The sequence below is a fragment of the Geothrix mesophila genome (genome assembly GCF_022808835.1).
Taxonomy (GTDB): domain Bacteria; phylum Acidobacteriota; class Holophagae; order Holophagales; family Holophagaceae; genus Geothrix; species Geothrix paludis.
Map to the genome: position 1 here is coordinate 217,564 of NZ_JAKZLD010000004.1, position 25,106 is coordinate 242,669.

The window sequence follows — 25,106 nt, forward strand, 5'->3', positions numbered from 1 at the left end:
CGATCCACCACGGAGGCACGGAGTGCACGGAGAACTGATTCACGGAGAGATCACGGAGAAGGTGCTTGGGGCCGCCATCGAGGTCCACAAGCACCTTGGCCCTGGCCTGCTTGAATCGACGTACGAGTCCTGCCTCTGCCACGAACTACAGATCCGTGGCCTTTCCTTCCAGCGACAGGTCACGCTGCCCCTGGATTACAAGGGCCTGCATGTCGAAGCCGCCTTCCGTCTGGATCTCCTGATCGAAGGCAAGATCATCGTCGAACTGAAGAGCCAGGAAGGCATCCTCCCCGTCCACGAAGCCCAGTTGATGACCTACATGAGATTGACTGGCACACGTGTGGGCCTGTTGCTGAACTTTAACGTCCCGATCATGAAAGATGGCATCGTCCGCCGTGTCCTGTAGCCCTTCCTCCGTGCTCTACTCCGTGTTTTTCCTCCGTGCCCTCCGTGTCTCCGTGGTGAATCTTTAGAGAGGCCCCCATGTATCCTGAGCAGCAGAACATCAACGCCTACGAGTGCATCCGGGTGTCCCTGGCCAGCCCGGACAAGATGCGCTCCTGGTCCAAGGGCGAGGTCACCAAGCCCGAGACCATCAACTACCGCAGCCTGAAGCCCGAGCGCGACGGCCTCTTCTGCGCCCGCATCTTCGGGCCCGTCAACGACTGGGAATGCCTCTGCGGCAAGTACAAGCGGCAGAAGTTCAAGGGCGTCACCTGCGACAAGTGCGGCGTCGAAGTCACCAAGAAGTCCGTGCGCCGCGAGCGCATGGGCCACATCGCGCTGGCCAGCCCGGTCAGCCACGTGTGGTTCTTCAAGGGCGTGCCCAGCCGCATCGGCTACCTGCTGGACATCCCCCTGAAGGATCTTGAGCGGGTGCTCTACTTCGAGGCCTATGCCGTCACCGAGTCCGGCGGCACGGGCATGAAGGAAGGCGAGATCCTCAACGAGGACAAGTTCCGCGAGGCCCGCAGCCTCCACGGCGAGGGCTTCAAGGCCCAGATGGGGGCCGAGGCCATCAAGGGGCTGCTCAAGCAGGTGGACATCGAGGCGCTCACCATCGAGCTCCGCGACCTCATGAAGAAGGAGACCTCCAGCCAGAAGCGCAGCAAGATCGCCAAGCGCCTCAAGGTGGCGGAATCCTTCCACCGCTCCGGCAACAAGCCCGAGTGGATGATCCTCGACGTGGTGCCCGTGCTGCCCCCCGAGCTGCGCCCCCTGGTGCCCCTCGACGGCGGCCGCTTCGCCACCTCCGACCTCAACGACCTCTACCGCCGCGTCATCAACCGCAACAACCGCCTCAAGAAGCTGCTGGAGCTCAAGGCCCCCGACGTCATCGTGCGCAACGAGAAGCGCATGCTGCAGGAGGCCGTGGACGCCCTCTTCGAGAACGGCAAGCGCGGCCGCCTCCTGCGAGGCGTCAGCAACCGCCCCCTGAAGTCCCTCAGCGACGCCCTCAAGGGCAAGCAGGGCCGGTTCCGCCAGAACCTGCTCGGCAAGCGCGTGGACTACTCGGGCCGCTCCGTCATCGTGGTGGGTCCCGATCTCAAGCTGCACCAGTGCGGCCTGCCCAAGAAGATGGCGCTCGAGCTGTTCAAGCCCTTCATCTTCAACCGGCTCGAGCACAAGGGCTTCGCCGCCACCATCCGCCAGGCCAAGGAGATGGTGGAAGAGGGCCGTCCCGAGGTCTGGGACGTGCTGGAAGAGGTCATCAAGGACCACCCGGTCCTGCTGAACCGCGCCCCGACCCTCCACCGCCTCGGCATCCAGGCCTTCCAGCCCGTGCTGGTGGAAGGCAAGGCCATCCGCCTGCATCCCCTGGTCTGCACCGCCTTCAACGCCGACTTCGACGGCGACCAGATGGCCGTGCACGTGCCCCTCAGCCCCATGGCCCAGATCGAGGCCAAGGTGCTGATGATGTCCACCCAGAACATCCTCAACCCCGCCAACGGCCGTCCGAACGTGGTGCCCAGCCAGGACATCGTGCTCGGCGGCTACTACCTCACCAAGAAGCGCACCGGCCGCAAGGGCGAGGGCATGGTCTTCAGCAGCGTCAACGACGTGGTGGCTGCCCACTATGCCGGCGTCGTGGACACCCATGCCATCATCCAGCTGCGCTACACCGGCGAGTGGGTGGATACCGAGGCCTGGCATGCGAAGGACCCCAAGAAGAACTCCGAGCAGGAGGTCTTCGAGGCGCCCGCCGAGACCGTGAAGAACCAGCTCAAGACCACCACCGTGGGCCGCGTGCTCTTCAACCGCGCCCTGCCTGCCGAGCTGCCCTTCATCAACGGCCTGCTCAAGAAGGAGGGCCTGCTCTCCCTCGTGAACCGCGCCTACAAGCTGAACGGCCCCGAGGTCACCATCCGCATGCTGGACGCCATGAAGGACACCGGCTTCCAGTGGGCCATGCGCGCCGGCGTGTCCGTGGGTATCGACGACCTGGTCGTGCCTGACACCAAGGGCAAGCTCCTCAAGAGCGCCACCGAGGACGTCCGCGCCATTGAGAAGGAAGCCTACGAGGGCCGCCTCGACTCCTCCACGCGCTACAACCGCATCCTGGAAGTCTGGTCCAAGACCAGCGACCAGGTGGCCAGCGACATGATGAAGGAGCTGGAGAAGCGGAACGAGAACGACACGTTCCTCAACTCCATCTACATCCTGGCCGACTCCGGCGCCCGCGGTTCCAAGACGCAGATCCGCCAGGTGGCCGGCATGCGCGGCCTCATGGCCAAGCCCAGCGGCGACATCATCGAGACGCCCATCACCGCGAACTTCAAGGAAGGCCTCTCGGTTCTGCAGTACTTCATCTCGACCCATGGTGCTCGCAAGGGCCTCGCGGACACCGCGCTGAAGACGGCCGACTCCGGCTACCTCACCCGCAAGCTGGTGGACGTGGCGCAGGACGTCATCGTCAACGAGGACGACTGCGAAACCCTGGGCGGCATCGAGGTGGAAGCCATCGTCAACAGCGACGGCACCATCCGCTCCCGCCTGCGCGACCGCATCATGGGCCGCGTCTGCCTCGAGGACATCGTGGATCCCTACGATCCGTCCATCGTGCGGGCCCCCGCGGGCACCCTCATCTCCGAGGAACTGGCGTTCAAGATCGAGACCAGCGGCATCGCCAAGGTCAAGATCCGCTCCGCCCTCACCTGCGAGGCCCGGCGCGGCATCTGCGCCAAGTGCTACGGCCTGAACCTGAGCACCGGCCGCCTGGTGGACCTCGGCGAGGCCGTGGGCGTCATCGCCGCCCAGTCCATCGGCGAACCCGGCACCCAGCTCACCATGCGCACCTTCCACGTGGGCGGCGCCGCGAGCCGCACCTCCGAGAAGAGCACCCACGAGGCCCAGATCGCCGGCATCGTGAAGTACGAAGGCCTCCAGGGCAAGACCGTGGTCAACCGCAAGGGCGAGACCGTGGCCCTCACCCGCAACGGCTACCTCCTGGTGACCGACGCGGACGGCAACGAGCGCGAGCGCTACAAGATCACCTCCGGCGCCATCCTCAAGGTGAAGGACAAGGAGGCCGTCGAGCCCCGCACCGTGCTCGCCGAGTGGGATCCCTACAACGACGTGCTCCTCACCGAAGTGGGCGGCGTCGCGGACTTCAAGGAATTCGAAGTCAACGTCTCCTACCAGGAAGAGAAGGACCCGATCTCCGGCAACTTCCGCAAGAAGGTCATCGATCCCACCGACGACAAGATCCACCCCCACATCAACGTGAAGGGGGACAACCACAAGGTCCTCAAGCGCTACAACATCCCCACCGGCGCCTACATCGAGGTGGAGGAGGGCCAGGAGCTGCTGCCCGGCGACGTCATCGCCAAGACCAGCCGCCAGCAGGCCAAGACCTCCGACATCACGGGCGGCCTGCCGCGCGTCACCGAGCTGTTCGAGGGCCGCAAGCCCAAGGAACCCGCCATCATCAGCGAGGTCTCCGGCATCGCGAAGTACGGCAACCGCGTCCGTGGCAACCAGAAGGTCATCGTCGAGGCCGAGACCGGGGAGAAGGGCGAGTACCTCATCCCCCGCGGCAAGCACATCCAGGTGCAGGACGGCGACGAGATCCGCGCCGGCGAGAAGCTCACCGAGGGCGCCGTCAGCCCCCATGATCTGCTCAAGGTCCAGGGCGACCGCGCCCTCCAGGCCTTCCTCGTCAACGAGGTCCAGGAGGTCTACCGCGCCCAGGGCGTGGTGATCAACGACAAGCACATCGAGGTGATCATCCGCCAGATGATGCGCTGGGTCCTCATCACCGACGTGGGCGACACCCCGCTCATCGTCGAGGAGAAGGTGGACAAGCACCGCTTCAAGGAGATCAACGAGCAGGTCATGAAGGAGGGCGGCCAGCCCGCCACCTGCGAGCCCCTGCTGCTCGGCATCACCAAGGCCGCGCTCACCTCCGAGAGCTTCATCTCCGCCGCCAGCTTCCAGGAGACCACCCGCGTCCTCACCGAGGCCGCCCTGGAAGGCCGTGTGGACTACCTCCGAGGCCTCAAGGAGAACGTCATCCTGGGCCGGCTCATCCCCGCCGGCACCGGCATGGCCCACTACCGCAACCTGGAGATCGAGGAAGGCGAGTACCCCGAGCCCACCCCCAACGAGTTCCAGGGCGGCGAGGACTTCGATGACGAATACGCCCGCATGGCCCAGCACGTCGAAGAGCTCCAGGGCATGACCGAGATCGACGGCGAAGACCTGTAGCCGCAATCTTCACAGCACCGGCAAGGGCGGGAGCGATCCCGCCCTTGTTTTTGTGGCGTCCAGCACAGGATCTGCGAGGCAGTCCCTGCCGGGGTTCTGGTAACCTATGCCCTTATGCCCAATTCGTCCACAATCCCGATCCTGGACCTCAAAGCCAGCCTGAAGAAGCCCCTCCAATGGGCCCTGGCAGCCGGTCTGGCGGCGGCGGTCATCACCCTCTTCCTGCCGAACTACTACCGCTCCGAGGCCCGGCTCCTGCCGGTGGAATCCAAGGGGCTGGGCGGCAGCCTCGGCGGCCTGGCCACCGCCGCCGCGGCCTTCGGCGTCAGTGTGCCCGGGGGCGAGGGCAACGACGCCAACTTCGTGGACATCCTCAACAGCCGCTGGCTGCGGGAGCAGCTGCTCCAGACCGAGTTCCAATACCATGCGAGGTCCTGGCGCTTCGGCGCCGAGCGCCTCGAAAAAGGCACCCTCTACGCCTACGTGGACGAGAAGAACATGGACCGGGCCGTGAAGGAGCTGGGCAAGGTCCTCTCCGCCACCCGCGACCTGAAGTCCAAGGTCATCACCCTCAGCGCCGAAACCAAGTCCCCCGAGCTTTCCCAGCAGGTGGTGCAGCGGGCCGGGAAGCTGCTGGAAACCTTCCTCCAGGAAAAGGGCCACACCCGCGGCGGCGCGAAAGCCCTCTTCGCCGAGGCCCGCCTGGCCGATGCCCGCCACGAGATGGACCAGGCCGAGGACGCCTTCCGCCGCTTCCTCGAAGGCAACCGGAACTACCAGAGCAGCGCCGATCCCGCTGTCCGCCTCAAGGGCACCCGCTTGGAGAACGAGCTCCGCCTCCGCCAGCAGCTCGTCACCACCCTCGCCATGAACCGCGAGCAGGCCCTGCTGGAAGAGAAGAACGATATCCCCATTCTCAACCTGCTGGATCCCGGCAACCTGCCCATCGACAAAAGCAAGCCGGCGCGGTCGGTGATCATCATCCTGGTGGCGCTCCTGGTGGGCGCTGGCGGATGGACTTGGCTCAACCGCGAGTGGGTGCGCGCCCGCCTGCTGGCGGATGAAGACGAACCTGCAACCCCCGTCCAGGAGTGATCATGAAAGGCGTTGTTCTCGCCGGGGGCACCGGCTCCCGCCTGTTCCCGCTGACCAAGGTGACGAACAAGCACCTGCTGCCGGTGGGGATGGCCCCCATGATCTGGCATCCGCTCTGGAAGCTTCGCGAGGCCGGGATCGAGGAGATCCTCATCGTCACGGGCACCGAGCACATGGGTGACGTGGTCGCCCTGATGGGCTCCGGGAAGGACTTCGGCTGCCGGTTCACCTACAAGGTCCAGGACGAGGCCGGCGGCATCGCCCAGGCCCTGGGGCTGGCGGAGAACTTCGCGGGCGGCTCGCCCATCTGCGTGATCCTGGGCGACAACATCTTCCAGGACAGCCTGAAGCCCGAGGTCGAGGCCTTCGACCAGCAGGGGAGGGGCGCCCGCATCCTGCTGAAGCCCGTGGAAGATCCCCAGCGCTACGGCGTGGCCGAGGTGAAGGACGGCCAGGTGCTGGGCATCGAGGAGAAGCCCAAGGCGCCGAAGTCCAATCTCTCCGTGACGGGCATCTACTTCTACGACGCCACCGTGTTCGACATCATCCGCACCGTGAAGCCCTCGGGCCGCGGCGAGATGGAGATCACGGACGTGAACAACGCCTACATCGCCAAGGGCCAGCTCAGCTTCGGCACCTTCCAGGGCTGGTGGACCGACGCGGGCACCTTCCCGAGCCTGGCTCACGCGAACGAACTGGCCATCCAGGAGGCGACGCCGTTCCCCCAGGCCAACGGAGGGAAGTAGCCATGGCATTCCAGAAAGGCCCCATCGAGGGCGTGGTGATCACCTCCTTCCGCAAGTTCGTGGATGAGCGCGGGTGGCTGGCGGAGATCTTCCGCCACGACGAGCTGCCCGCCTGGTTCCGGCCCGAGATGTCGTACGTGAGCGTCACCAACCCCGGCGTGCTGCGGGGACCCCACGAGCACGTGGACCAGGCGGACCTCTTCTGCTGGGTGGGCCCCGGCGACTTCAAGCTCACCCTCTGGGACAACCGCCCGGACAGCCCCACCTATCAGAACCGCATGGAAGTGGCCATGGGCGCCAACAACCCCGGTTCCGCCATCATCCCCAAGGGTGTCGTCCACTGCTACCGCTGCATCAGCGCCGAGCCCGGCTTCGTCATCAACTGCCCCGACCGCCTGTTCATGGGGCAGGGCAAGGCCGAGCCCATCGACGAGATCCGCCACGAGGACGATCCCGAGAACCCGTTCGTGAAGGACGAGCGCGCACGCCGGGTGCACGCCTGATGCGCGTCCTCGTCACCGGCGCCTCGGGGCAGCTGGCCCACGCCATCCGCCTCATCTGGGCGGACCACGAGCTCGTGCTTCCCGAGGAATCGGTGCTGGACCTCTCCAGGGAGGAAGCCATCCATTCGGTGATTTCCGGCGTTCATCCCGACGTGGTCGTCAACTGCGGTGCCTTCACCCAGGTGGACCGCTGCGAGTCCGAGCCGGAGCTGGCCCAGAAGATCAACGCCACCGCCGTGGGCTGGCTGGCCGAAGCCTGCGAGGCCCAGAAGGCCATGCTGATCCAGGTCAGCACGGACTACGTCTTCGACGGCACGGGCACCCGCCCTTACCGGGAGGACGATCCCACGAACCCCGTGTCCGTCTACGGCCGCACCAAGCTCGAAGGCGAGCGCCAGGCCGCCCGCTGCTCCCGGCACCTCATCGCCCGCACCAGCTGGCTCTACGATGCCTGGGGCAAGAACTTCCTCAACACCATGCTGAACGCTGCCGCCCAGGGCCGGTCCCTTCGGGTGGTGGACGACCAGCGGGGCGCCCCCACCACATGCCGTGCCCTGGCCCGCCAGCTCAAGGTGGCCGCCGAGCAGGGATGGCAGGGCCTCGTGCACACCACCTGCGCCGGCGAGACCACCTGGCATGACTTCGCGAAGGCCATCTTCGAGGCCAAGGGCATCGCCGCCGACCTCTGCCCCTGCACGACGGCCGACTACCCCACCCCTGCCAAGCGCCCGGCCTATTCCGTCCTCGACGGGAGCCGCCGCCGCAGCCTCGGCCCCGACCGCATGCCCGACTGGCGTGGTGCCCTCCTGGAAGTGATCCAACAGCCCGCGCTGTGAGCGCCCCCGATCTCCCCCCACCGTTTCTTCTGTGTCCTCCGTGGTGAACCTCCATGCCTGAAACCATCCTCATCACCGGCGGCGCCGGCTTCATCGGCAGCAACCTGGTCCATCGCTGGCACCGGAACCATCCGGGCGACCGCATCCTCGTGCTGGACAAGCTCACCTATGCGGCCGATCCAAAACAGATCGAAGGCCTGGACCGGGTGGAGCTGGTGGTGGGCGACATCCAGAACCTGGAGCTGGCCCGCCACCTCATCGAGAAGAACCGCGTGCAGAAGGTCTTCCACCTGGCGGCGGAAAGCCACGTGGACCGCAGCATCACGGGCCCCGCGGCCTTCATCCAGACCAACCTGGGCGGCACCTTCGCCATGCTGGAGGCCGCCCGCCAGGCATGGGCCGGTCAGAAGGACTGCCGCTTCCTGCACATCAGCACGGACGAAGTCTATGGCTCCCTGGGTGACACAGGGAAGTTTCATGAAGAGATGGCTTACGCGCCGAACAGCCCCTACAGCGCCAGCAAGGCCGGCAGCGACCACCTGGTGCGCGCCTACCACCACACCTACGGCCTGAACGTGGTGACGACCAACTGCTCCAACAACTACGGCCCCCGCCAGCACCCCGAGAAGCTCATCCCCCTGGCCATCACCCGCATGGCCAAGGGCGAGCCGATCCCCATCTACGGCGATGGCCTGAACATCCGCGACTGGCTCTATGTCGAGGACCACTGCGCCGCCCTGGAAACCGTCATGCTGAAGGGCGTCGCCGGCGAAACCTACTGCGTGGGTGGCGACAACGAGCAGACCAACCTGGCCCTGATCGACCTGCTCTGCGACCTCGTGGACCAGCACCTGGGCCGCCCCCAGGGCACCGGCCGCAAGCTCAAGACCTTCGTCCAAGACCGAGCCGGGCATGACCGGCGGTACGCCATTGATGCCACCAAGATCCATACCGAGCTAATGTGGAGGGCCGAAGCCACCTTCGCCGAGGGGTTGCAGCAGACGGTGGCTTGGTATCTCGGGAGGGCCTAGATGAGCCCAACCATTAGTCGGAGGGTGCTGCTCAAGAACGCCGTTGCCAATGTGGCGAGCGGCACCTCGGCGGCCCTCTTGGCGGTGGTGCTTCCCCCCATTCTCCTGAAGTACCTATCCCGGGACATCTACGCGGTCTGGGCTCTCATTCTTCAGGTTGGAGCCTACACCGGCCTCCTGAATTTCGGCCTTCAGGTGGCCGTGGGGCGCTTTGTGGCGCATTACGAGACCACGGGGGAGACCGATCGGCGCGATGCCCTGGTTTCGACCGCCTGGGTGAGCTTGGCACTGGCCGGCCTGGTGGCGGCCTTGGGGATGATTGCTGTATCCATAGCATTCCCCCACTTGTTTCCGAAAATTCCCGCTCAGCTACGTGGGGAAGCACAGGTGGCCATGGCCTGGGTCGGGCTATCCATGGCCATCGGTCTTCCATTTTCGGTCTTTATGGGGGTATTTGTCGGAAGACAGCGATACGAAGTGCCGGGCCTCATTCAGATTGGAAGCAGATTGCTCACCGGTGTGGTGCTGGTCTGGATCGCATTCCATCGCGGAACACTCGTCTCTATGGCCCAAGCCTTCGCGGGCATCAATCTACTTACCTACGGGGCCCAGTATGTGGCGCACCGCCTATGGGCGGCTTCCTGCCGCATCCACCCGGGCCGGGCAGCCCTGACGGCCGCCAAGGAACTTTGGGAATACAGCTTCAGCCTGAGCGTATGGAATGTGGCCATGCTCATGGTTACGGGCTTGGATTTGGTGATCGTTGGCCGGGTGGATTTCAAGGCGGTTCCCGCCTATGCCATCGCTACGGGGCTCGTCACCTTTGTGGCGGGCCTCCAGAATGCGGTATTCAATGTCCTTATTCCGGCCGGGGCGGTCCTGGGGGCGGAGGAGGATGCGGCCCGGCTGCAGCGGATGCTTCTCAATGCCACCCGATACGGGGTGCTGTTACTCTTGACCTCCAGTCTCCCGCTCCTTTTAGGAGGGGAATTCCTGCTCCGGCATTATGTGGGAATAGAACTGGCTACGATTACGCTGCCTTTGCTTCGGCTGCTCGTGATTGGCAATTTGATCCGATTGACAGCTACTCCTTATGCAGCCTTGCTAATCGCGACTGGGCAGCAGCGAGTCGTATTAATTACTCCATTTGTCGAAGGTTCTATTAACCTAGTTCTGAGCATTGTTCTTGGATTGCGTATCGGAGCAGCTGGCGTGGCCATTGGCACGGTTATTGGTGCGATGGTTGGAATTATTTGTAATTTATTTTATAATTTCCCGCGCACTAGGTTAATCACTGTTGATATAAAAATTTATCTGATCCATGGGTTATTAGTTCCTTTAAGTATAGCAATGCCACTTTTGTTTTTGTATTGGATTGCTCATGGTCTATATATAGGGCTTCAGCTCAGATTGATACTAATATTTTTAGGAGCCATGTTATCTCTAATAATGACATGGATGCTTATCCTAACCAAGGAAGATCGTCACACTATAATTATGAAACTTTCTGGGGGATAGAGCCCATTCGGAGGTCAGCAATGAATACGGTATGGAAATTAAAAAAAGTGATCTCCAATCTATTATCTGAAGCGAAACTGTATCTTCCCGTTCGATTTGGAAACATTGGCGTGAATTCCTATGTTCCATTCCCACATAATATTATTGGTGGAAAGAAGATTTATATCGGAGATCGAGTCAATATAGGTAAATATTCATATTTACACGCAATAGAAAAATACAGAAACCAATTCTTCCGACCTGAAATCCTGATCGGTAATGATGTCTATATCGGCCCAAAATGCTATATTGCTGCCGTATCACGAATTCAAATACAGGATGGTTGTGTGCTAAGTGAAGAAGTATATATATCAGATGTGGCCCATGGACTAGATCCCAAGAGTGGGTTGATTATGGAACAGTCACTAATTAGCAAGGGTCCTGTTTTAATAGGGAAGGGATGTTTCATTGGATTGCGCGCGGCCATCATGCCGGGAGTCGAACTTGGTTCGCATTGTATCGTCGCCAGTAGCGCGGTCGTAACTCAGTCTTACCCTGACTACTCGATGTTGGCGGGTAATCCGGCAAGACTAGTAAAACGTTATGATCCTGAATCGGGCAATTGGGTCAAGGTGAACGCAAAGGGGGTAAATCTAAATGATTGATCTCTTATTGCGTTTTGTAAAACTTAGGCCATTTGATCAAATTAATATTTTGCGAGTTGTGCTGTGGAGAGTCAAATCGAATTGCCTATATCGTCCATTTTTTGGTAATTTTGGGATAAAAAGTTTTATCTCTGCTCCAATTTTAATCACCCGTCCTGACAGAATATATATAGGAAACCGTGTAGGGATTCGCCAAGGTGTAAGACTTGAAGTCATTCAATCCAATCCAGCAAGGGCGCCCTTGCTGGAGATTGGAGATGGGTGTAATATCGAACAGAATGTTCATATTGTATGTCACTCTGCGGTGATTATTGGATCGAATGTCTCCATTACAGCAAATTGCGCCATTGTAGATGTGACCCACCCGGTCAATCCGTTAGATCCTGATGCCAAAATTGGTGGCCAAATCCTTGACGAAGACTCGTGGGTCTATATTGAAGATGGGGTTTTCCTTGGGATTGGGACGGTAGTCCTACCCAATGTGCGAATTGGGAAAGGTGCAGTCATCGGGGCCAACTCTGTCGTCACAAAGGACATCCCGCCTTTCGCAATTGCGGCCGGAGCCCCTGCGAAAGTGTTGCGGATGTACCGAACGGAGGAACCCCAGGAAGGGGCCAGGGAGTCGTCATGCGAGTAGTTATTACGGGCGGTGCAGGATTCATTGGCACACATCTCTCCCGTCGCCTTATCGCCGAGGGCAATGAGGTCGTGGTCCTGGATTCATTCAGTCCACAGATCCACGGATCGAACCAGGATCTGGCCATGGATCTACAGGGGCATGTCCGCCTTGTACGGGGAGATGTGCGTGATCGTGAAGCGCTCCGTGAGGCATTAGCAGCCGCGGATGCGGTGGTACATCTCGCGGCCGAGACAGGCACCGGGCAATCCATGTACGAAGTCGCCCGCTATTCAGATGTGAATATCCAGGGCACAGCCATACTCATGGACCTCCTGGTGAACGACCGGAACATGAAGGTCCAAAAAGTGGTCGTAGCTTCCTCTCGCGCGACTTATGGAGAGGGCCGCTACCAATGTTCGCAACATGGGGTCGTCTTTCCCGGTGCACGGTGCCAAGAAGCCCTGCTTCAGGGGCAGTTCGAACCGGAGTGCCCTCTTTGCCGCGCCCCCTGTCGAAGCCTTCCTACAACGGAAGACACCCCCTTTTCGCCAACTTCTTTCTATGGGCTCTCAAAGCAAGTTCAAGAGCAGATGTGCTTAATGTTTGGGCGCACCCTAGGCATTTCGGCCTATGCATTGCGTTACCAGAATGTATTTGGTCAAGGGCAGTCCCTGCAGAATCCTTATACGGGGATCCTCGCGATCTTCTCGGGGTTGGCGAGGTCGGGCAAAGACGTTCGCATTTTTGAGGATGGCCAGGAATCCCGGGATTTTGTGCATGTGCTCGATGTGGTGGAAGCCACCCGGCGGGCCTTGGGCCCGGCGGTCAAAGGCTCGTTTGCCCTGAATGTTGGAAGTGGAGTGGCCACGACAGTCCTTCAAGTCGCTCAAGAAATCATCAAGTATTTCAAGAGCAAGTCATCCATTCAGATCACCGGGGAATTCCGGATCGGCGATATCCGCCACAATACGGCCGATTTGACACTAGCCGAGAAGATTCTCGGTTACAAGCCATCCATCTCATTCGCCGAAGGGCTTCACAGCTTCCTGGATTGGGCAGCCGAGGAGCAGGCTATGACTGGAGGCTATGAGCAGTCCCTGGCGGAGTTGAGACAGAGAGGGTTGATGAATGGATAAGAATTTTCACGTCGGTATTGTCACAGTTACATATAATAGTGCCCAAGTGATTGAGCCATTCCTTCACTCACTATTATCACAGGAACACTTGGCATTCACCTTATATTTAATAGATAATGCATCCAAAGATAATACGCTAGAGAGGGTCAGGTTATTTCAGGACCCTCGCATCATTGTCATTCCAAACGAACAAAATACTGGTGTCGCTGCAGGCAACAATCAAGGCATCCGAGCTGCCCTATCAAATAGATGCTCGCATGTGCTCTTGATCAATAATGATACGGAATTCCCCTCCACGCTTGTTGGAGACATGCTGAAGGCATTCGAGTCTCACCAGTGTGATATGGTTGTCCCTAAAATGTATTACTTTGATGATCCCAACCGAATCTGGTGTGCCGGGGGTGCCTTCTTTCGATTACGCGGCTATTCTTCATGCCACTTTGGGGAAGGGGAGTTGGATCATGGACAATATAATACTGCGCGAGCTGTGGAATATTGCCCAACCTGTTGTACGTTGATCAAAAAGGAAGTATTCGAAAAAATCGGCCTGATGGATGAGAAATATTTTGTATACTGGGATGATTCTGATTTCTGTTACCGGGCCATGAAATCCGGATTAATCACTTATTATGAACCAAGTGTAAAACTCTGGCATAAAGTGAGTTCTCTTACAGGAGGCGGATTTTCAGATTTTTCGCTATATTATGGTACTCGAAATAAGGTGTATTTCTTGTTGAAAAACCGACCTAAGATAGAAGCATGTTTGCAACTGACCGCATATTGGTTCTATCTATTAATTTCTCCAATTTATCAGGGGATGAATTGGAAGATGTTTAGAGCGCGACAGAGGGGATTTTTTGCAGGATTTCCACTTAGCCTCAATGGCTAGTTGACATTGGCTGTTTGCAGTCCGGGCGGAGGGGCGTTGGATGGAAATCACTTGGCTCGGCTGGATCCTGATTCCGGTCTATTGCTATTGCTTGGTGTGCCGGCCAGACTGGCTACTATACTCGACGTTGTTCTTTTGTGGTTTTAGTGCAACAGCTGTAATCAATTTGATTGATATTAGATTTGGCATCCAGGCGTACCAACTCGCGGTTATCTTTTTGCTGACCAGGATGCTACTGTTTGGTGTTTTGGGGCGATTTCCCGCTAAACCTCCTTTACCAGCCATCCTATTCAAGATATCGAAATTCTATTTGTTATTCTTAGCCATAGATATAACAGGAGTGCTTTTAGGAGGGGTTGGGGCGAGTTCAACAGCCATTACTCAGTTCTTCCACCTTGTCTTTGGTGGCATGGCTTTTTTTGTGATCGCCTATTATTCTCAATCACATCATAGTATGAAAAAATTGCTGAATATTCTATTCGTTGGTGCCATGTTTGTGTCAATGTGGGGCCTATTACAGTTCACTTTGCATTATACGGGAGCTACTTACCCGGATTATTTGTTTAATAATACAAGCAGTAAAAATTCACTCGCTTTTGATGCGGTATCAGAAGGATTAGGATTCTTTCGCATCTCGTCTGTGGCAACAGAGCCCTCCATGCTCACTAAGTATCTGATCCCAATATTGGGGGCTATGGTGAGTATTATGCTGGATTCGTGGAATTCAATTGATAGGAAGATTCATTGGAAAATTTTGGTAGTATTAACTGCTGTCCTTATATCGACTTCATCAGGCGGATATATCGGTGTGTTTCTCATTCTCCTACTCGTTATGTCAAGAATGCGTCTTCTCTTCCGTCGGAAGATGGTGTCAATTGGGTTTCTTGGCATAGTGCTGTTATTTGCGGCGCTCGCCATGCGGTTTCCAGACGTTCTAGATGAGATTATTTTTTCAAAAATGTACACCTATTCCTTTATGGAAAGGATGGGTTCTATAGTCGCGGGCTGGAACGTTTTTCATGAATATCCCTTCTTTGGAATCGGCTGGGGCAATTTTGAAGGTTGGGACATGATAATAAAAATAATGGCAAGTACTGGAATATTTGGGCTGTTGGTATTTGGCTATTTTAATTATTCAGTTGTTCAGGGCGCATCGAAGGTGATCGCAATAAGGCCACAGGATAGGAATAGCATTATTCTTCGCGCTTTGGTTGTTGCATTTTTGCTGGAGCTATTCCAGATGGCAATTGTGGGATTTTTCCCGGCCTATGGCGATTTCTGGGTCCTATTTGGACTAATGACAGGGATGGTCTGTCATTCTATCCAGCATGCTAAATCCATTTTTTCGGCGGTCCAGAGATGAGAGTTCAAATGATAGTCGGAAGTCAGCCCCCGGAGATCTGTGGCGTAGGAGATTATACCTTTAGGCTATGCTCAGAATTGAAGAAAGTAGTTAAGACTGAAGTGGTAAATTTGAAACCTCGTTGGAGTAATTTGTTGCAATGGTGTTGGATACATTTATACGACAAAAATGAGAGCAGTATTTTGCACCTTCAATACCCTTCATTGGGTTTCGGTTACAGCTTGTTGCCACATTTAGCTTTTTTTCTCGGCTCGATTCATTCAAAGACGGTGCTGACCGTGCACGAATTTAAGCGAGCTCATCCATTAAGAAAGTGGGCCATTATCCCTTTAATGGAATGTGCTGACAGAATAATTTTTACAAACGAAGGCGATGCCACTTCTGCCTCAGAATATTTCCCTGGGTTACGATCTAAATCGGAAATTATACCGATTGGAAGTAATATACCAGTAACTCCTCGCGAGAGAGCACAGATTCGAGGGAATATTAAGATCATCTTCTTTGGTCTGCTACGTCCAAATCGTGGGCTAGAGGATTTTCTAAATTTTGCCAGGAAATTAACTGAATTCAACTTAGCGATTGAGTTTGGAATTATCGGTCACGTACTAAATCCATATATAAATTATATAGAAGAGCTCCAGAAAACCTCACAAAAAATCCCCGTGACTTGGTACATGTCGAAAAGCCCAGAACAGATTTCATGCTTATTGTCGACAGCAGATGTAGCTTATCTTCCTGTTCCTGGAGGTGTGGAGGGGCGTAACGGGACTGTCCTGGCCTCGCTAATGGCTGGATTACTAGTATTGGCTCCGTGTAATCGCGATACTGAAGAAGGATTAAAGGAGTGTATTATTCGGGTTGACGATGTGGAAGAGGCGGTCACCCGCACTCTAAACTTGATTCCGCAAATTCTTGAAGGATCTATAAATCTTAAATCTAATCAATATCTTGCCTCTAGATTATGGCCTGAAATTGCTCAAAAACATTATTTCAGATATCAAATGATCGTCCAATCACATAAACCCACCGAAATTATCTAGTTGGATTACCTTACTTATCAAGTATTTTGCGGTACAGATTCTGATAATGGTCGCACATAGTCCCTATGGTGAATTCTCGAAGGGCACGATCTCGCGCGTTGTTTCCTAGCTCTGAGCGTAGAGTTGGGTTGCTAAGCAAACTATTAATGGCTTCAGCCATGGCCATAGGGTCGCGAAGGGGCACCACTAAGCCAGTTTTTCCATCCAGGTTTACTTCGGTAACGCCTGTGGGCAAGGCGCAACAAACCACAGGACGACCTGATGCATGGGCCTCAACTTGGACCAAGCCGAAGGCTTCCTCCGGCCGATCGGAAGGCAGCACAAAAATATCTGCGGCATGATGATAGGCCGGCAAATCCTCTGCTTTGACAAAACCTTCCCACCGAATGCGGTTAGAGACTCCCAAACCTTGGGCCAAGCTTTGAAGTTCCTCTCGAAGCGGGCCGTCCCCGACCATAATTAAGGTGCCTGGAATATGTTGCATGGCGCGTAATAAGGTCGGAATGCCCTTGTATGCAACCAATCTTCCTGCAAATAAAATGCATGGCCCATTTTCTGCCAACCTTCCACGGAATTCGGCGGCTTTGGTTCTTAACTGGATTGAATCACGGTATGGCTCAAGGTCCAATCCGAAGGGAATGATTTCGAAAATTTCGGGTGGGAGTACCGAGAGAAAAGGAGAGGAAGATATGTGATTATGAGTTGCCACTACGATTCGTTTGGCATTGCGTAGAAATCGGGTCATCAGCGGTTGATACATTCTGAATAGAGCCTTGAATCGCCCAATGTCCGCATGATAACTCACGATATAGGGACGGCCTGATCCAAGGAGCACTTCCATTGCTTCGACCCAGGGATAGGGAAAGTGGTAATGGACCAGATCTGGGTTCGATTTTCGGATCTGCCACATCAAGGTCGGTGCGATGGGTGTATTTGCAACGGTTGCAAAGGTTGCAGTCTCTAGAACCTTGGCACCTTCAAAGTCGCCGGACCGCCTCTGGCGGAAGCCCTCACGATTGGGAACCACCACGTTGACCTGCAAACCGTCTCTGGAGGCAAGACCGGATGCAAGTGATCGGACAATAGTCTCCACGCCACCAAATGGAGGGAAAAATGCCTTGTTGGTCAGCGTAATTCTCAATTCGGGCCCCGGAACAAAGAGTCCTTCTGGTCGTTGGGTTATGTACAGTCGGCGTTATAGAGCCTTGAACTCGTTTTGAATGGTTCGCGAAAGAGCATCTTGAAGGGTGGTCGAAGGAGCAAATGCGATAGCCTTCAGGCGATCAGCCTTGAATTGGGTGTTCTCGCAGAACTTCTGTACCCGGATGGCGCTGATGGGGAAGGTTCGTCCGGTGATCCGGGCCAGGGCATCCAGAGCGTGCCCCCCTGCCATGGCGAGCGGGAGTGGGATGCGCCACTGGCTGGGTAGGGGGCGGCCCAGGCTCCGGTAGACCAGGGCCACCAACTCGTTCATGTCCATATCCGGTCCGTCGGCGTAGTTGAAGATATGGACCCCAGGGCCCAGGGAAAGGCCATAAATCAGGGCTTCAGCGACGTTGCCTACGTAGGCCATGGACTTCTTATTGGTGCCAGGGCCCACCATCATGAACCGGCCGGAGGCGATTTGCCGAAGCAGGTTGTAGACGTTGCCCCGGTTCCCTTCGCCGAAGACGACAGTGGGCCGGATGATCGCGAGGCTACGGGTGGGATCTTCTTCGGCCCAGGACCGGTAGATCCCTTCAGCTTCGAGTTTCGTCTGTCCGTAGGGGTTGAAGGGCTCAAACGGGCCTTCCTCGCCCACAGGAATGGGCTGGAATCCGTACACGGCCGCACTGCTGGTGAAGATCAGTCGCTGGATACCAGCTTTCCGGGCTGCCTCGCAAACCTGGCGTGCGCCTTCCACATTGGTTTCGTAGTACCGGGAAATCGGCCGCACATCGTCGCGGTGCTCGGCGGCCAGGTTGATGATGGCCCCAGCCCCGGCGAGGATCCCCCGCATGGAAGCTGCCTCGCGAACGTCGCAGGTCGTGTGGAGATTCGGGTGGACTGAACTGGGGTTCAGATCGCCGATCCGGACCTCATAGCCAAGCTCGTTTATCCGGGACGCCAGACGCGTACCGATGAATCCGGAACCTCCGAGAACGACAATGGGCGTGGCAGTGGGCATGAATGGCCTTTCCTTCGATGGCGTTGGTGCAAGCGTTCAGTGTGCCGCAGGCGTTCATGATGCGGATCAAATTGTGGAGGTGCTGATACCCATGGAAAGAGCCCCGGTGTGGGGCCCCTTCCATTGGAACTCGGTTTGGCTACCGCCGGGGCCGGGGCCGCCGCTCGCGGCGGGGCTCGTCGCCGCCTTCGCTGGCGGGCTCTTCTTCCATGCCTTCGGGCTTGGGGATGAGGGCCTTGCGGCTGAGCTTGATCTTGCCGTTCTTCTCGTCGATGCCGATGCACTTGACCATGACTTCCTGGCCTTCGCTCAGCTCGTCGGCGGGGTCCTTCACGCGGTGGTGGGCGATCTCGCTGACGTGCAGGAGGCCGTCCAGGCCGGGGAGGATGGTCACGAAGGCGCCGAATTCGACGACCTTGGCCACCTTGCCGAGATAGGTCTTGCCGACCTCGGCGGTCTGGATGAGCTCGCCGATCATCTTGAGGGCGATCTGCAGCTTCTCCTGGGTGGGGCCGGCGACCTGGCAGAGGCCGTCGTCGTCGATGTTCACCTCGCAGCCGCTGACCTCGATGATGTTGCGGATGGTGGCGCCACCCTTGCCGATGACGTCGCGGATCTTCTCCTTGGGGAGCTGGAGGCTGTGCATCTGCGGGGCGTTGCTGGCGTACTCGGCGCGGGGCATGGCGAGCACCTTGCCCATGGCATCCAGCAGGTGCAGGCGGCCGGCCTTGGCCTGGTCGAGGGCCTTGGTGAGGATCTCGGTGGTGATGCCGCCGATCTTGATGTCCATCTGGAGGGCGGTGATGCCCTTCTCGGTGCCGGCGACCTTGAAGTCCATGTCGCCGTAGTGGTCCTCCTGGCCGGCGATGTCGGAGAGCACCACGAACTTGTCGCCGTCGCTGACGAGGCCCATGGCCACGCCGGCCACGGGGGCCTTGAGCTTGATGCCGGCATCCATCAGGGCCAGCGTGCCGCCGCAGATGGTGGCCATGGAGGACGAGCCGTTGCTCTCGGTGATGTCACTCACCACGCGCACGGTGTAGGGATTCTCCTCGGCGGGAGGCAGCACGGCGAAGATGGAGCGCTCGGCCAGCATGCCATGACCGATCTCGCGGCGGCCGGGCCCGCGGTTGGGCTTGCACTCGCCCACGCTGTAGCCGGGGAAGTTGTAGTGGAGGTAGAACTTCTTCTTGTACTCCTCCTCCAGGCCGTCAATGATCTGGATGTTGTTGATGGTGCCCAGCGTCGCGGTGACGAGCGCCTGGGTCTCGCCGCGGGTGAAGAGGCAGCTGCCGTGGGCCGCGGGGAGGACGCCGACCTCGATGTTGAGGGGGCGGATCTGGTCGAACTTGCGGCCGTCCAGGCGCACGCCCTGCTTGAGGATGGCGTTGCGGAAGAGGGTTTCCTTCAGCTCGTCGAAGCAGGCGACCACGTCCTTCTTCAGCTCGGGCTTGTCCGTCGTGAACTGTGCCACGGCCTCCTTCTTCAGGGCGTCGATGGCCTTGTAGCTCTCGATCTTCACCTTCATGGTCAGCGCCGCGAAGAGCTTCTCGGCGAAGGCGGCGGCGACGTCCTGGTAGATGGCTTCGTTGCGCGCGGCCTTGGCGGCGGCGACCTTGGGCTTGCCCACCTTGGCCTGCAGGTCCTTCTGCAGCTTCACGAGGGTCTTGATCTGGTCGTGGCCGAAGGCCAGGGCCTTCACCATGTCGGCTTCCAGCACTTCCTTGGCGCCGCACTCCACCATCACCAGGGCGTCGGCGGTGCCGGCCACCAGCAGGTCGATGTCGCTGTCAGCGCGCTGATCCACGGTGGGGTTCACGATGAGCTGGCCGTTCACGCGGCCCACGCGGACGCCACCCACGGGGTTCACGAAGGGGATCTCGCTGATGATCAGCGCCGCGGAGGCGCCCACCATGGCGAGCGTCTCAGGGGCGTGCTGGCCGTCGTAGCTGAGCACCTGGGCGGTGATCATGGTGTCGCCGTTGTAGCCCTCTTCGAACAGGGGCCGCAGGGGACGGTCGATGAGGCGGGAGGTCAGCGTCTCCTTGGTGGTGGGGCGGCCCTCGCGCTTGAACCAGCCGCCGGGGATCTTGCCGGCCGCCAGCACGGGCTCGCGGTAGTCCACGGTCAGCGGGAAGAAGTCGATGCCTTCCCGGGGCGTGCCGTAGCATACGGCCACGAGGACCATGGTGTCGCCCTGGCGGACGACGACGGCGCCGTGGGCCTGCTTGGCGATGCGGCCGGTCTCGAGGCTGATGGGCGTGCCGCCCAGGTCGACCGAGACGGTCGTGGGATTGAACTTGAGTGCGTTCATGCGGTCTCCGGGCCGTGCGGCCCTTTGGGGGCTCCCCCTGAGCCCGGGCACCGGCCGGGGCTCCAGCGATCGCTCCATGAAACCCGTCCGCCGGGGGCTTTGGTTGGCCTGGGGAGGTGGGCTTCCTGCAGAGGTCGCCGCCGAAGGGGAGCAGGTGGAAATCGGCAGGATCAGCATAGCAGATCCCCGGGGAAGGCTCCTGGCTGCACATTATCCCTGGTCCCGCATCGCGGGGAGAAGGTACCCGGTTGAATCTTGCAAAACGCCGAATGTGATGCAATTATTGCATCCTAGCGATTTTCTAAACCTTGACCCGACCAGCGACCTCCCTTTTCTCTGAACCTCTGTTGCCGAGGACGTCGTGGCATCTTCATGGACCCAACCTGCGCTCGGATTCGCCCTTGGGCTGGCGCTCTCCGGGGCGCTGATCCGTTGGGTGGGGCCGCTCGGGTGGATGGATCTCCCGGACGCCGCGCGGAAGAAGCATGGGCGGCCCACGGCGCGGACAGGAGGGCTGGTGCTGTGGCTGGTGCTCATGGCAGCCCATGCCACGGGCCAGTGGCGCTTCCATCTGGATCTCGCCGACTGGGCGGGCGTGTACGCCATGGCCTTCATCGGCATGCTGGATGACCGCTTCAACCTCCGCCCGCGGTACAAGGCCATGGCGGGTTTCGGGGTGGCGCTGATGCTGGCGTTCCATGTGACCGGAACGCTCGGGCGGCAGCTCGAAGAGGTGTCCTTCCTGGACTTCACCTTGTCCAGCCACCCCGCCGTGCTCGTGCCCCTGCTCACCCTGTGGTTCTGGGCCCTGCCTCAGGCCTACAACCTCATCGATGGCATCAACGGCCTGGCCATGGGGTTTGCCGCCCTGGCGCTGGGTGTGCTGGGTTGGAACCTCGGGGCCCAGTCCGGCCTCTTCTGGGGGGGGCTGGCGGCGGTCCTGGTCCTGAATTTCCCGAAGGCCCGGCACTTCCTGGGCGATTGCGGAGCTCTCATGCTGGGCACGCTCTTCGCCATCCTCGGGGTGGAGGCCTTCGCGCTGAGGAATCCCAACCTCCTGCTGTGGGTCTTCGCCTATCCCACCGTGGATGTCCTGCTGGTGGTGGGCATCCGGGCCTGGAAGGGACTTCCCCTCGGCGGCGCCGATCGCAGCCACCTCCACCACTGGATGATGGATCGCATGAACGGGCGCTCCTGGTTCGCCACGCCGACCTTGTTGTGCATCGCGGCTCTGCCCATGCTGCACGCCACGAATCTTCCCGGGCACGAGGCCATGTCGCGCATGGGCGTGGTGATCCTGGCGATCCTGGCCCTCAAGGCCTTCAGGGACCGCGTGACGGCGAAGGATCAGCCCGCGACCGCCCAGGTGCGCCGGGAGATCCCCTTCATGGTGTCCGGCAACGTCCGTGAGGTCTCCGGATCCCACACGAGGCTTTGACCGATCGGCCGCCCAGGAGGCCGATGTCCGCCGCGGGTCGGGCATACTGGATCATCATGCCTTCTGCTCCGCCGGTGGGATGGATCCCGCCGGAATCCACACCGATAGGACTGTCCTGATGCGCGTCCCGATCTCCCGTACCATCCTGGCCCTGGCGGTCGCCACGACCCTCTCCGCCCAGCTGCCCCAGGGCCTGGACCTGCAGGCCCTGAAGCAGGCGGCCTCGGCCCAGGGTGTGGGCGGGGCGGCGGCGGATTCCGTGCCCACCAAGTCCGCGGCCCTTCCGGCCAGCTCGACCACGCCGGAGGAGGCTGCGCGCCAGCTGGATGCCGACGAAAAGCTGGATCGCGAGATCCGGGCCCTCAAGCGCCGGGAGAAAGGGCCCCGCCGGTTCGCAGCGGACCTGTTCGACGTGCGCCAGCGCGGCTCGGCGGCCACGGAAGGCGGCATCGCCGAGGACTACGTGCTGGGCACCGGCGACCGACTCAACCTCAACGTCTTCGGCAGCGCCACCTTCGACCTGCCCGTGCAGGTGGATGGTCGCGGCGAGATTGTCATCCCCAAGGTGGGCACGGCCAAGGTGGGCGGGCTCACGCTGGGCAAGGCCAAGCAGGTGGTGCAGGGGGTGGTGGGCCGCAACTTCTCGCGTTCCTCCGTGGATTTGCAGGTGATCAAGCTCCGCGAGGTGCGGGTCTTCGTGCTGGGCGAGGTCTACAAGCCCGGCAGCTACCTGGTGTCGAGCCTCAGCTCCCTGGTCAATGTGCTCAGCCTGGCCGGCGGTCCCACGGCCGTGGGCAGCTACCGCGACATCCGGGTGATGCGCGGAGGCCAGAAGGTGGCTGGCCTGGATCTGTATCCCCTGCGGGCCGAGGGCCTGGGGAATCCCAACGTGGCGCTCCAGAACGGCGACACCCTCTTCGTGCCCATGGCCCAGAACCAGGTGACGCTCGAGGGGACCTTCGCCCGGGTCGCCCTGGCCCCGGTGCAGGACCGGGCCGATGAGCAGCTGCTCCAGCTGGGAGCGCTGCAGGGCGGGGATGAGGACGAGGCCCTGCTCGAGCAGGAGATCCTCCGCCTGGAGTACCAGCTGGCCCAGGCTCCCCGTGAGCAGGTCCAGGATGAAAAGCTGGTGCGGAACGGCACCGAACCGGCGGATCGCTCCTCCTCCCAGGAGCTTTGGCTGGGTCTCGTGCCGAAGGTGCCGGCGGCCCGGAACCAAGGAACCGACACCAAGACCAGGTCCGCGAACGGGGCGGAACCTCTGGCCCTCGAGGAGCGCCTGGCCGTGGAAGCCCGTCTGGCGCAGCTTCGCCGGGTGCTGGCGGCGCTGAAGCTGCGGGCCCGCGGCGACCACCGGATCCTGAAGGAACCCGTGGCGGGCCAGGAACCCGTGGATGAGAGCCTTCCCGAATGGCGGCGCCTGTGGGATCTCAAGGGCGTGGCCCCGCGGATGATCTTCGAGATGAAGCCCGGCGAGACCACGGCGGACGCATTGCGCTACGCCGGCGGGCTGCTGCCCGAGTCCTCCCCGGCCTCCCTGACCTTGCGGCGCCGAGGGCCCGATGGCGCGCTCCAGGCCGTGGACGTGCCCCTGGTCGGAGCCCCCGCAGTCCTGGGCTGGGGCGACGTGCTGTCGGCCCTGCCGCGGCGCGGGCCCCAGGAGCGTGCCGTCACCGTGCAGGGCTGGGCGCGGGTGCCCGGCTCCTTCGCCCGGACCGAGGGGCTGCGGGTGGGTGATCTGCTGGCCCGCGAGTCCCAAGTGCTGCCGGACACCTACATGGCGCGGGGCGAGATCGTCCGCCAGCTGCCCGACGGCACCACGCGCTTCCTGAGCTTCGATCTGGCCAAGGCGCTCCAGAAGGATCCGTCCCACAACCTGCTGCTGGAGGACCGGGACCGGGTGGAGCTGTACCGCATCCAGGACCTGCGGTTGCCGCAGACGGTCAAGCTGCTGGGTCCTGTGACCCGGCCGGGCCTCTTCCCCTTCCATGAAGGGATGCGGGCCTCGGACCTGATCTTCCGGGCCGGCCTGCCCCTCAAATCCGCCGATCGCCTGACGGCGGAGCTGGCGCGCAGCCGGGATGGCAAACCCAGCGAAGTGGTTCGGCTGGACCTTGCCCGGCTGCTGTCCACGGAGGCGGGGAGTCCCGTGGGCGTCCAGGATGATGCCCAGAATCCCCGGTTGCAGCCTGACGACCAGATCAGCCTGTTCGAGAAGCCGGACTACCGCGTCCATCGCACTGTCCGGATCCTGGGCCAGGTGGCCCGGCCGGGCAGCTACACCATGGATACGGAGCGGCCCACGCTGGCCCAGCTCATCCAGCGGGCCGGCGGGCTGACGAGGGAGGCCATGCCGAAGGCGGGGATCTTCCTGCGCAGCATGGGCGGCGAGACCCCCGAGCTGGAGGACCCCATGAAGCTGCTGGAGGCGCTGAAGAAACCGGACCCGCGCGCCCAGGCAGGCGCCGTCCTGGGCGCATCCGGCCAGGAGCTCCCTCCGTCGAAGCGGCTCGTGCAGCAGGCCCAGGATCCCAGCAGCAAGGGGGTGAATGACATCCTGGAGCGCCTGAACGAGACGCGCCGACAGGGCACCACCGGCCAGCTGCTGCGGGGGCCGCTCATGCACGGGCTGATCACGGGTTCCCTCAACCGCATGGTGGTGGACTTCGAGGCGGCCCTCAAGGGGAACGCCCAGGCCGATGTGGAGCTGCAGGACGGGGACGAGATCGTCATCCCCCGGGCCACGGACGCAGCCTACGTGGTGGGCGAGACGGCCAGCCCCTTCGCCACCTACAAGGTCCAGAAGGGCATGAAGGTCTCCGACATGCTGAAGCTGGCCGGCGGGCTCACGCACAATGCGGACTACTGGGGCGTGAGGCTGCTCAAGGCCGACGGCCGCATCCTCGACAGCTGGGTGCAGGGCCGCGCCGTGGAGCCTGGCGATACGGTGCTGGTGCCCCAGCGCTTCCGCCGCGACACCAGCTGGCAGGAGAACCTCCAGGCCCTGACGCCGCTGGCGCTGGTCCTGAATGCCATCAAGTAGGGCCGGCCGCTGCTAGA

General features: G+C 60.2%; 19 protein-coding genes. 16 read left to right on the forward strand and 3 right to left on the reverse strand.

Annotation, left to right across the window (positions count from 1 at the left end; all coding sequences use genetic code 11):
• The first annotated feature begins 22 nt into the window (after positions 1–22).
• The 14 genes from MLG87_RS13365 to MLG87_RS13430 all read left to right on the forward strand — a co-directional run bounded on the left by MLG87_RS13365 (position 23) and on the right by MLG87_RS13430 (position 16,127).
• Positions 23–406, forward strand: coding sequence for a GxxExxY protein (locus MLG87_RS13365; protein ID WP_243295641.1), 384 nt, complete (start codon positions 23–25; stop codon positions 404–406).
• 77 nt (positions 407–483) lie between these two features.
• Complete coding sequence (gene rpoC / locus MLG87_RS13370) at positions 484–4,707, forward strand: DNA-directed RNA polymerase subunit beta' (RefSeq protein WP_243295642.1); 4,224 nt, start codon at positions 484–486, stop codon at positions 4,705–4,707.
• A 114-nt stretch (positions 4,708–4,821) separates the two neighbouring features.
• Positions 4,822–5,802 carry a GumC domain-containing protein gene (locus MLG87_RS13375; RefSeq protein ID WP_243295643.1) on the forward strand — a complete coding sequence of 327 codons (981 nt, stop codon included), beginning with the start codon at positions 4,822–4,824 and terminating at the stop codon, positions 5,800–5,802.
• Positions 5,803–5,804: 2 nt separating this feature from the next.
• On the forward strand, positions 5,805–6,548 hold the full coding sequence (locus MLG87_RS13380) for a sugar phosphate nucleotidyltransferase (protein WP_243295644.1): 744 nt from the start codon (positions 5,805–5,807) through the stop codon (positions 6,546–6,548).
• Between the two features lie 2 nt (positions 6,549–6,550).
• Positions 6,551–7,051 carry a dTDP-4-dehydrorhamnose 3,5-epimerase family protein gene (locus MLG87_RS13385; protein WP_243295645.1) on the forward strand — a complete coding sequence of 167 codons (501 nt, stop codon included), beginning with the start codon at positions 6,551–6,553 and terminating at the stop codon, positions 7,049–7,051.
• Positions 7,051–7,887: a dTDP-4-dehydrorhamnose reductase gene (gene rfbD / locus MLG87_RS13390; RefSeq protein WP_243295646.1), complete on the forward strand. Its 837-nt coding sequence runs from the start codon at positions 7,051–7,053 to the stop codon at positions 7,885–7,887. Before MLG87_RS13385 ends, rfbD begins: the two co-directional genes overlap by 1 nt.
• A gap of 53 nt (positions 7,888–7,940) precedes the next feature.
• Complete coding sequence (gene rfbB / locus MLG87_RS13395; RefSeq protein ID WP_243295647.1) at positions 7,941–8,918, forward strand: dTDP-glucose 4,6-dehydratase; 978 nt, start codon at positions 7,941–7,943, stop codon at positions 8,916–8,918.
• Positions 8,919–10,436 carry a lipopolysaccharide biosynthesis protein gene (locus MLG87_RS13400; protein ID WP_243295648.1) on the forward strand — a complete coding sequence of 506 codons (1,518 nt, stop codon included), beginning with the start codon at positions 8,919–8,921 and terminating at the stop codon, positions 10,434–10,436.
• A 20-nt stretch (positions 10,437–10,456) separates the two neighbouring features.
• A complete protein-coding gene (locus tag MLG87_RS13405) occupies positions 10,457–11,080 on the forward strand; it encodes an acyltransferase (protein WP_243295649.1) in 624 nt (207 codons plus the stop codon).
• The gene (locus MLG87_RS13410; protein WP_243295650.1) at positions 11,073–11,717 is read left to right on the forward strand and encodes an acyltransferase; all 645 of its coding nucleotides are present in this window, start codon (positions 11,073–11,075) and stop codon (positions 11,715–11,717) included. The genes MLG87_RS13405 and MLG87_RS13410 overlap by 8 nt, the downstream gene beginning before the upstream one ends.
• On the forward strand, positions 11,708–12,835 hold the full coding sequence (locus MLG87_RS13415) for an SDR family NAD(P)-dependent oxidoreductase (protein WP_243295651.1): 1,128 nt from the start codon (positions 11,708–11,710) through the stop codon (positions 12,833–12,835). Before MLG87_RS13410 ends, MLG87_RS13415 begins: the two co-directional genes overlap by 10 nt.
• Positions 12,828–13,724 carry a glycosyltransferase family 2 protein gene (locus tag MLG87_RS13420; RefSeq protein WP_243295652.1) on the forward strand — a complete coding sequence of 299 codons (897 nt, stop codon included), beginning with the start codon at positions 12,828–12,830 and terminating at the stop codon, positions 13,722–13,724. Before MLG87_RS13415 ends, MLG87_RS13420 begins: the two co-directional genes overlap by 8 nt.
• 40 nt (positions 13,725–13,764) lie before the next feature.
• Positions 13,765–15,087 carry an O-antigen ligase family protein gene (locus tag MLG87_RS13425; RefSeq protein ID WP_243295653.1) on the forward strand — a complete coding sequence of 441 codons (1,323 nt, stop codon included), beginning with the start codon at positions 13,765–13,767 and terminating at the stop codon, positions 15,085–15,087.
• Positions 15,088–15,164: 77 nt separating this feature from the next.
• Positions 15,165–16,127 (forward strand): glycosyltransferase family protein, encoded by a 963-nt coding sequence (locus tag MLG87_RS13430; protein ID WP_243295654.1) that lies wholly within the window; start codon positions 15,165–15,167, stop codon positions 16,125–16,127.
• 10 nt (positions 16,128–16,137) lie between these two features.
• Here the strand turns inward: MLG87_RS13430 and MLG87_RS13435 are convergent, their stop codons facing one another.
• The 3 genes from MLG87_RS13435 to pnp form a co-directional block, all read right to left on the reverse strand.
• Positions 16,138–17,268, reverse strand: coding sequence for a glycosyltransferase (locus MLG87_RS13435; RefSeq protein ID WP_243295655.1), 1,131 nt, complete (start codon positions 17,266–17,268; stop codon positions 16,138–16,140).
• A 54-nt stretch (positions 17,269–17,322) separates the two neighbouring features.
• Positions 17,323–18,294, reverse strand: coding sequence for an NAD-dependent epimerase/dehydratase family protein (locus MLG87_RS13440; protein WP_243295656.1), 972 nt, complete (start codon positions 18,292–18,294; stop codon positions 17,323–17,325).
• 139 nt (positions 18,295–18,433) lie between these two features.
• Positions 18,434–20,608 carry a polyribonucleotide nucleotidyltransferase gene (gene pnp / locus MLG87_RS13445; protein WP_243295657.1) on the reverse strand — a complete coding sequence of 725 codons (2,175 nt, stop codon included), beginning with the start codon at positions 20,606–20,608 and terminating at the stop codon, positions 18,434–18,436.
• 454 nt (positions 20,609–21,062) lie between these two features.
• Between pnp and MLG87_RS13450 the strand changes: the two genes are divergently transcribed.
• Together MLG87_RS13450 and MLG87_RS13455 are read left to right on the forward strand one after the other, a co-directional pair.
• Positions 21,063–22,046: an MraY family glycosyltransferase gene (locus MLG87_RS13450; protein ID WP_243295658.1), complete on the forward strand. Its 984-nt coding sequence runs from the start codon at positions 21,063–21,065 to the stop codon at positions 22,044–22,046.
• A gap of 118 nt (positions 22,047–22,164) precedes the next feature.
• Positions 22,165–25,089, forward strand: coding sequence for a polysaccharide biosynthesis/export family protein (locus tag MLG87_RS13455; protein WP_243295659.1), 2,925 nt, complete (start codon positions 22,165–22,167; stop codon positions 25,087–25,089).
• Positions 25,090–25,106: the final 17 nt, after the last annotated feature.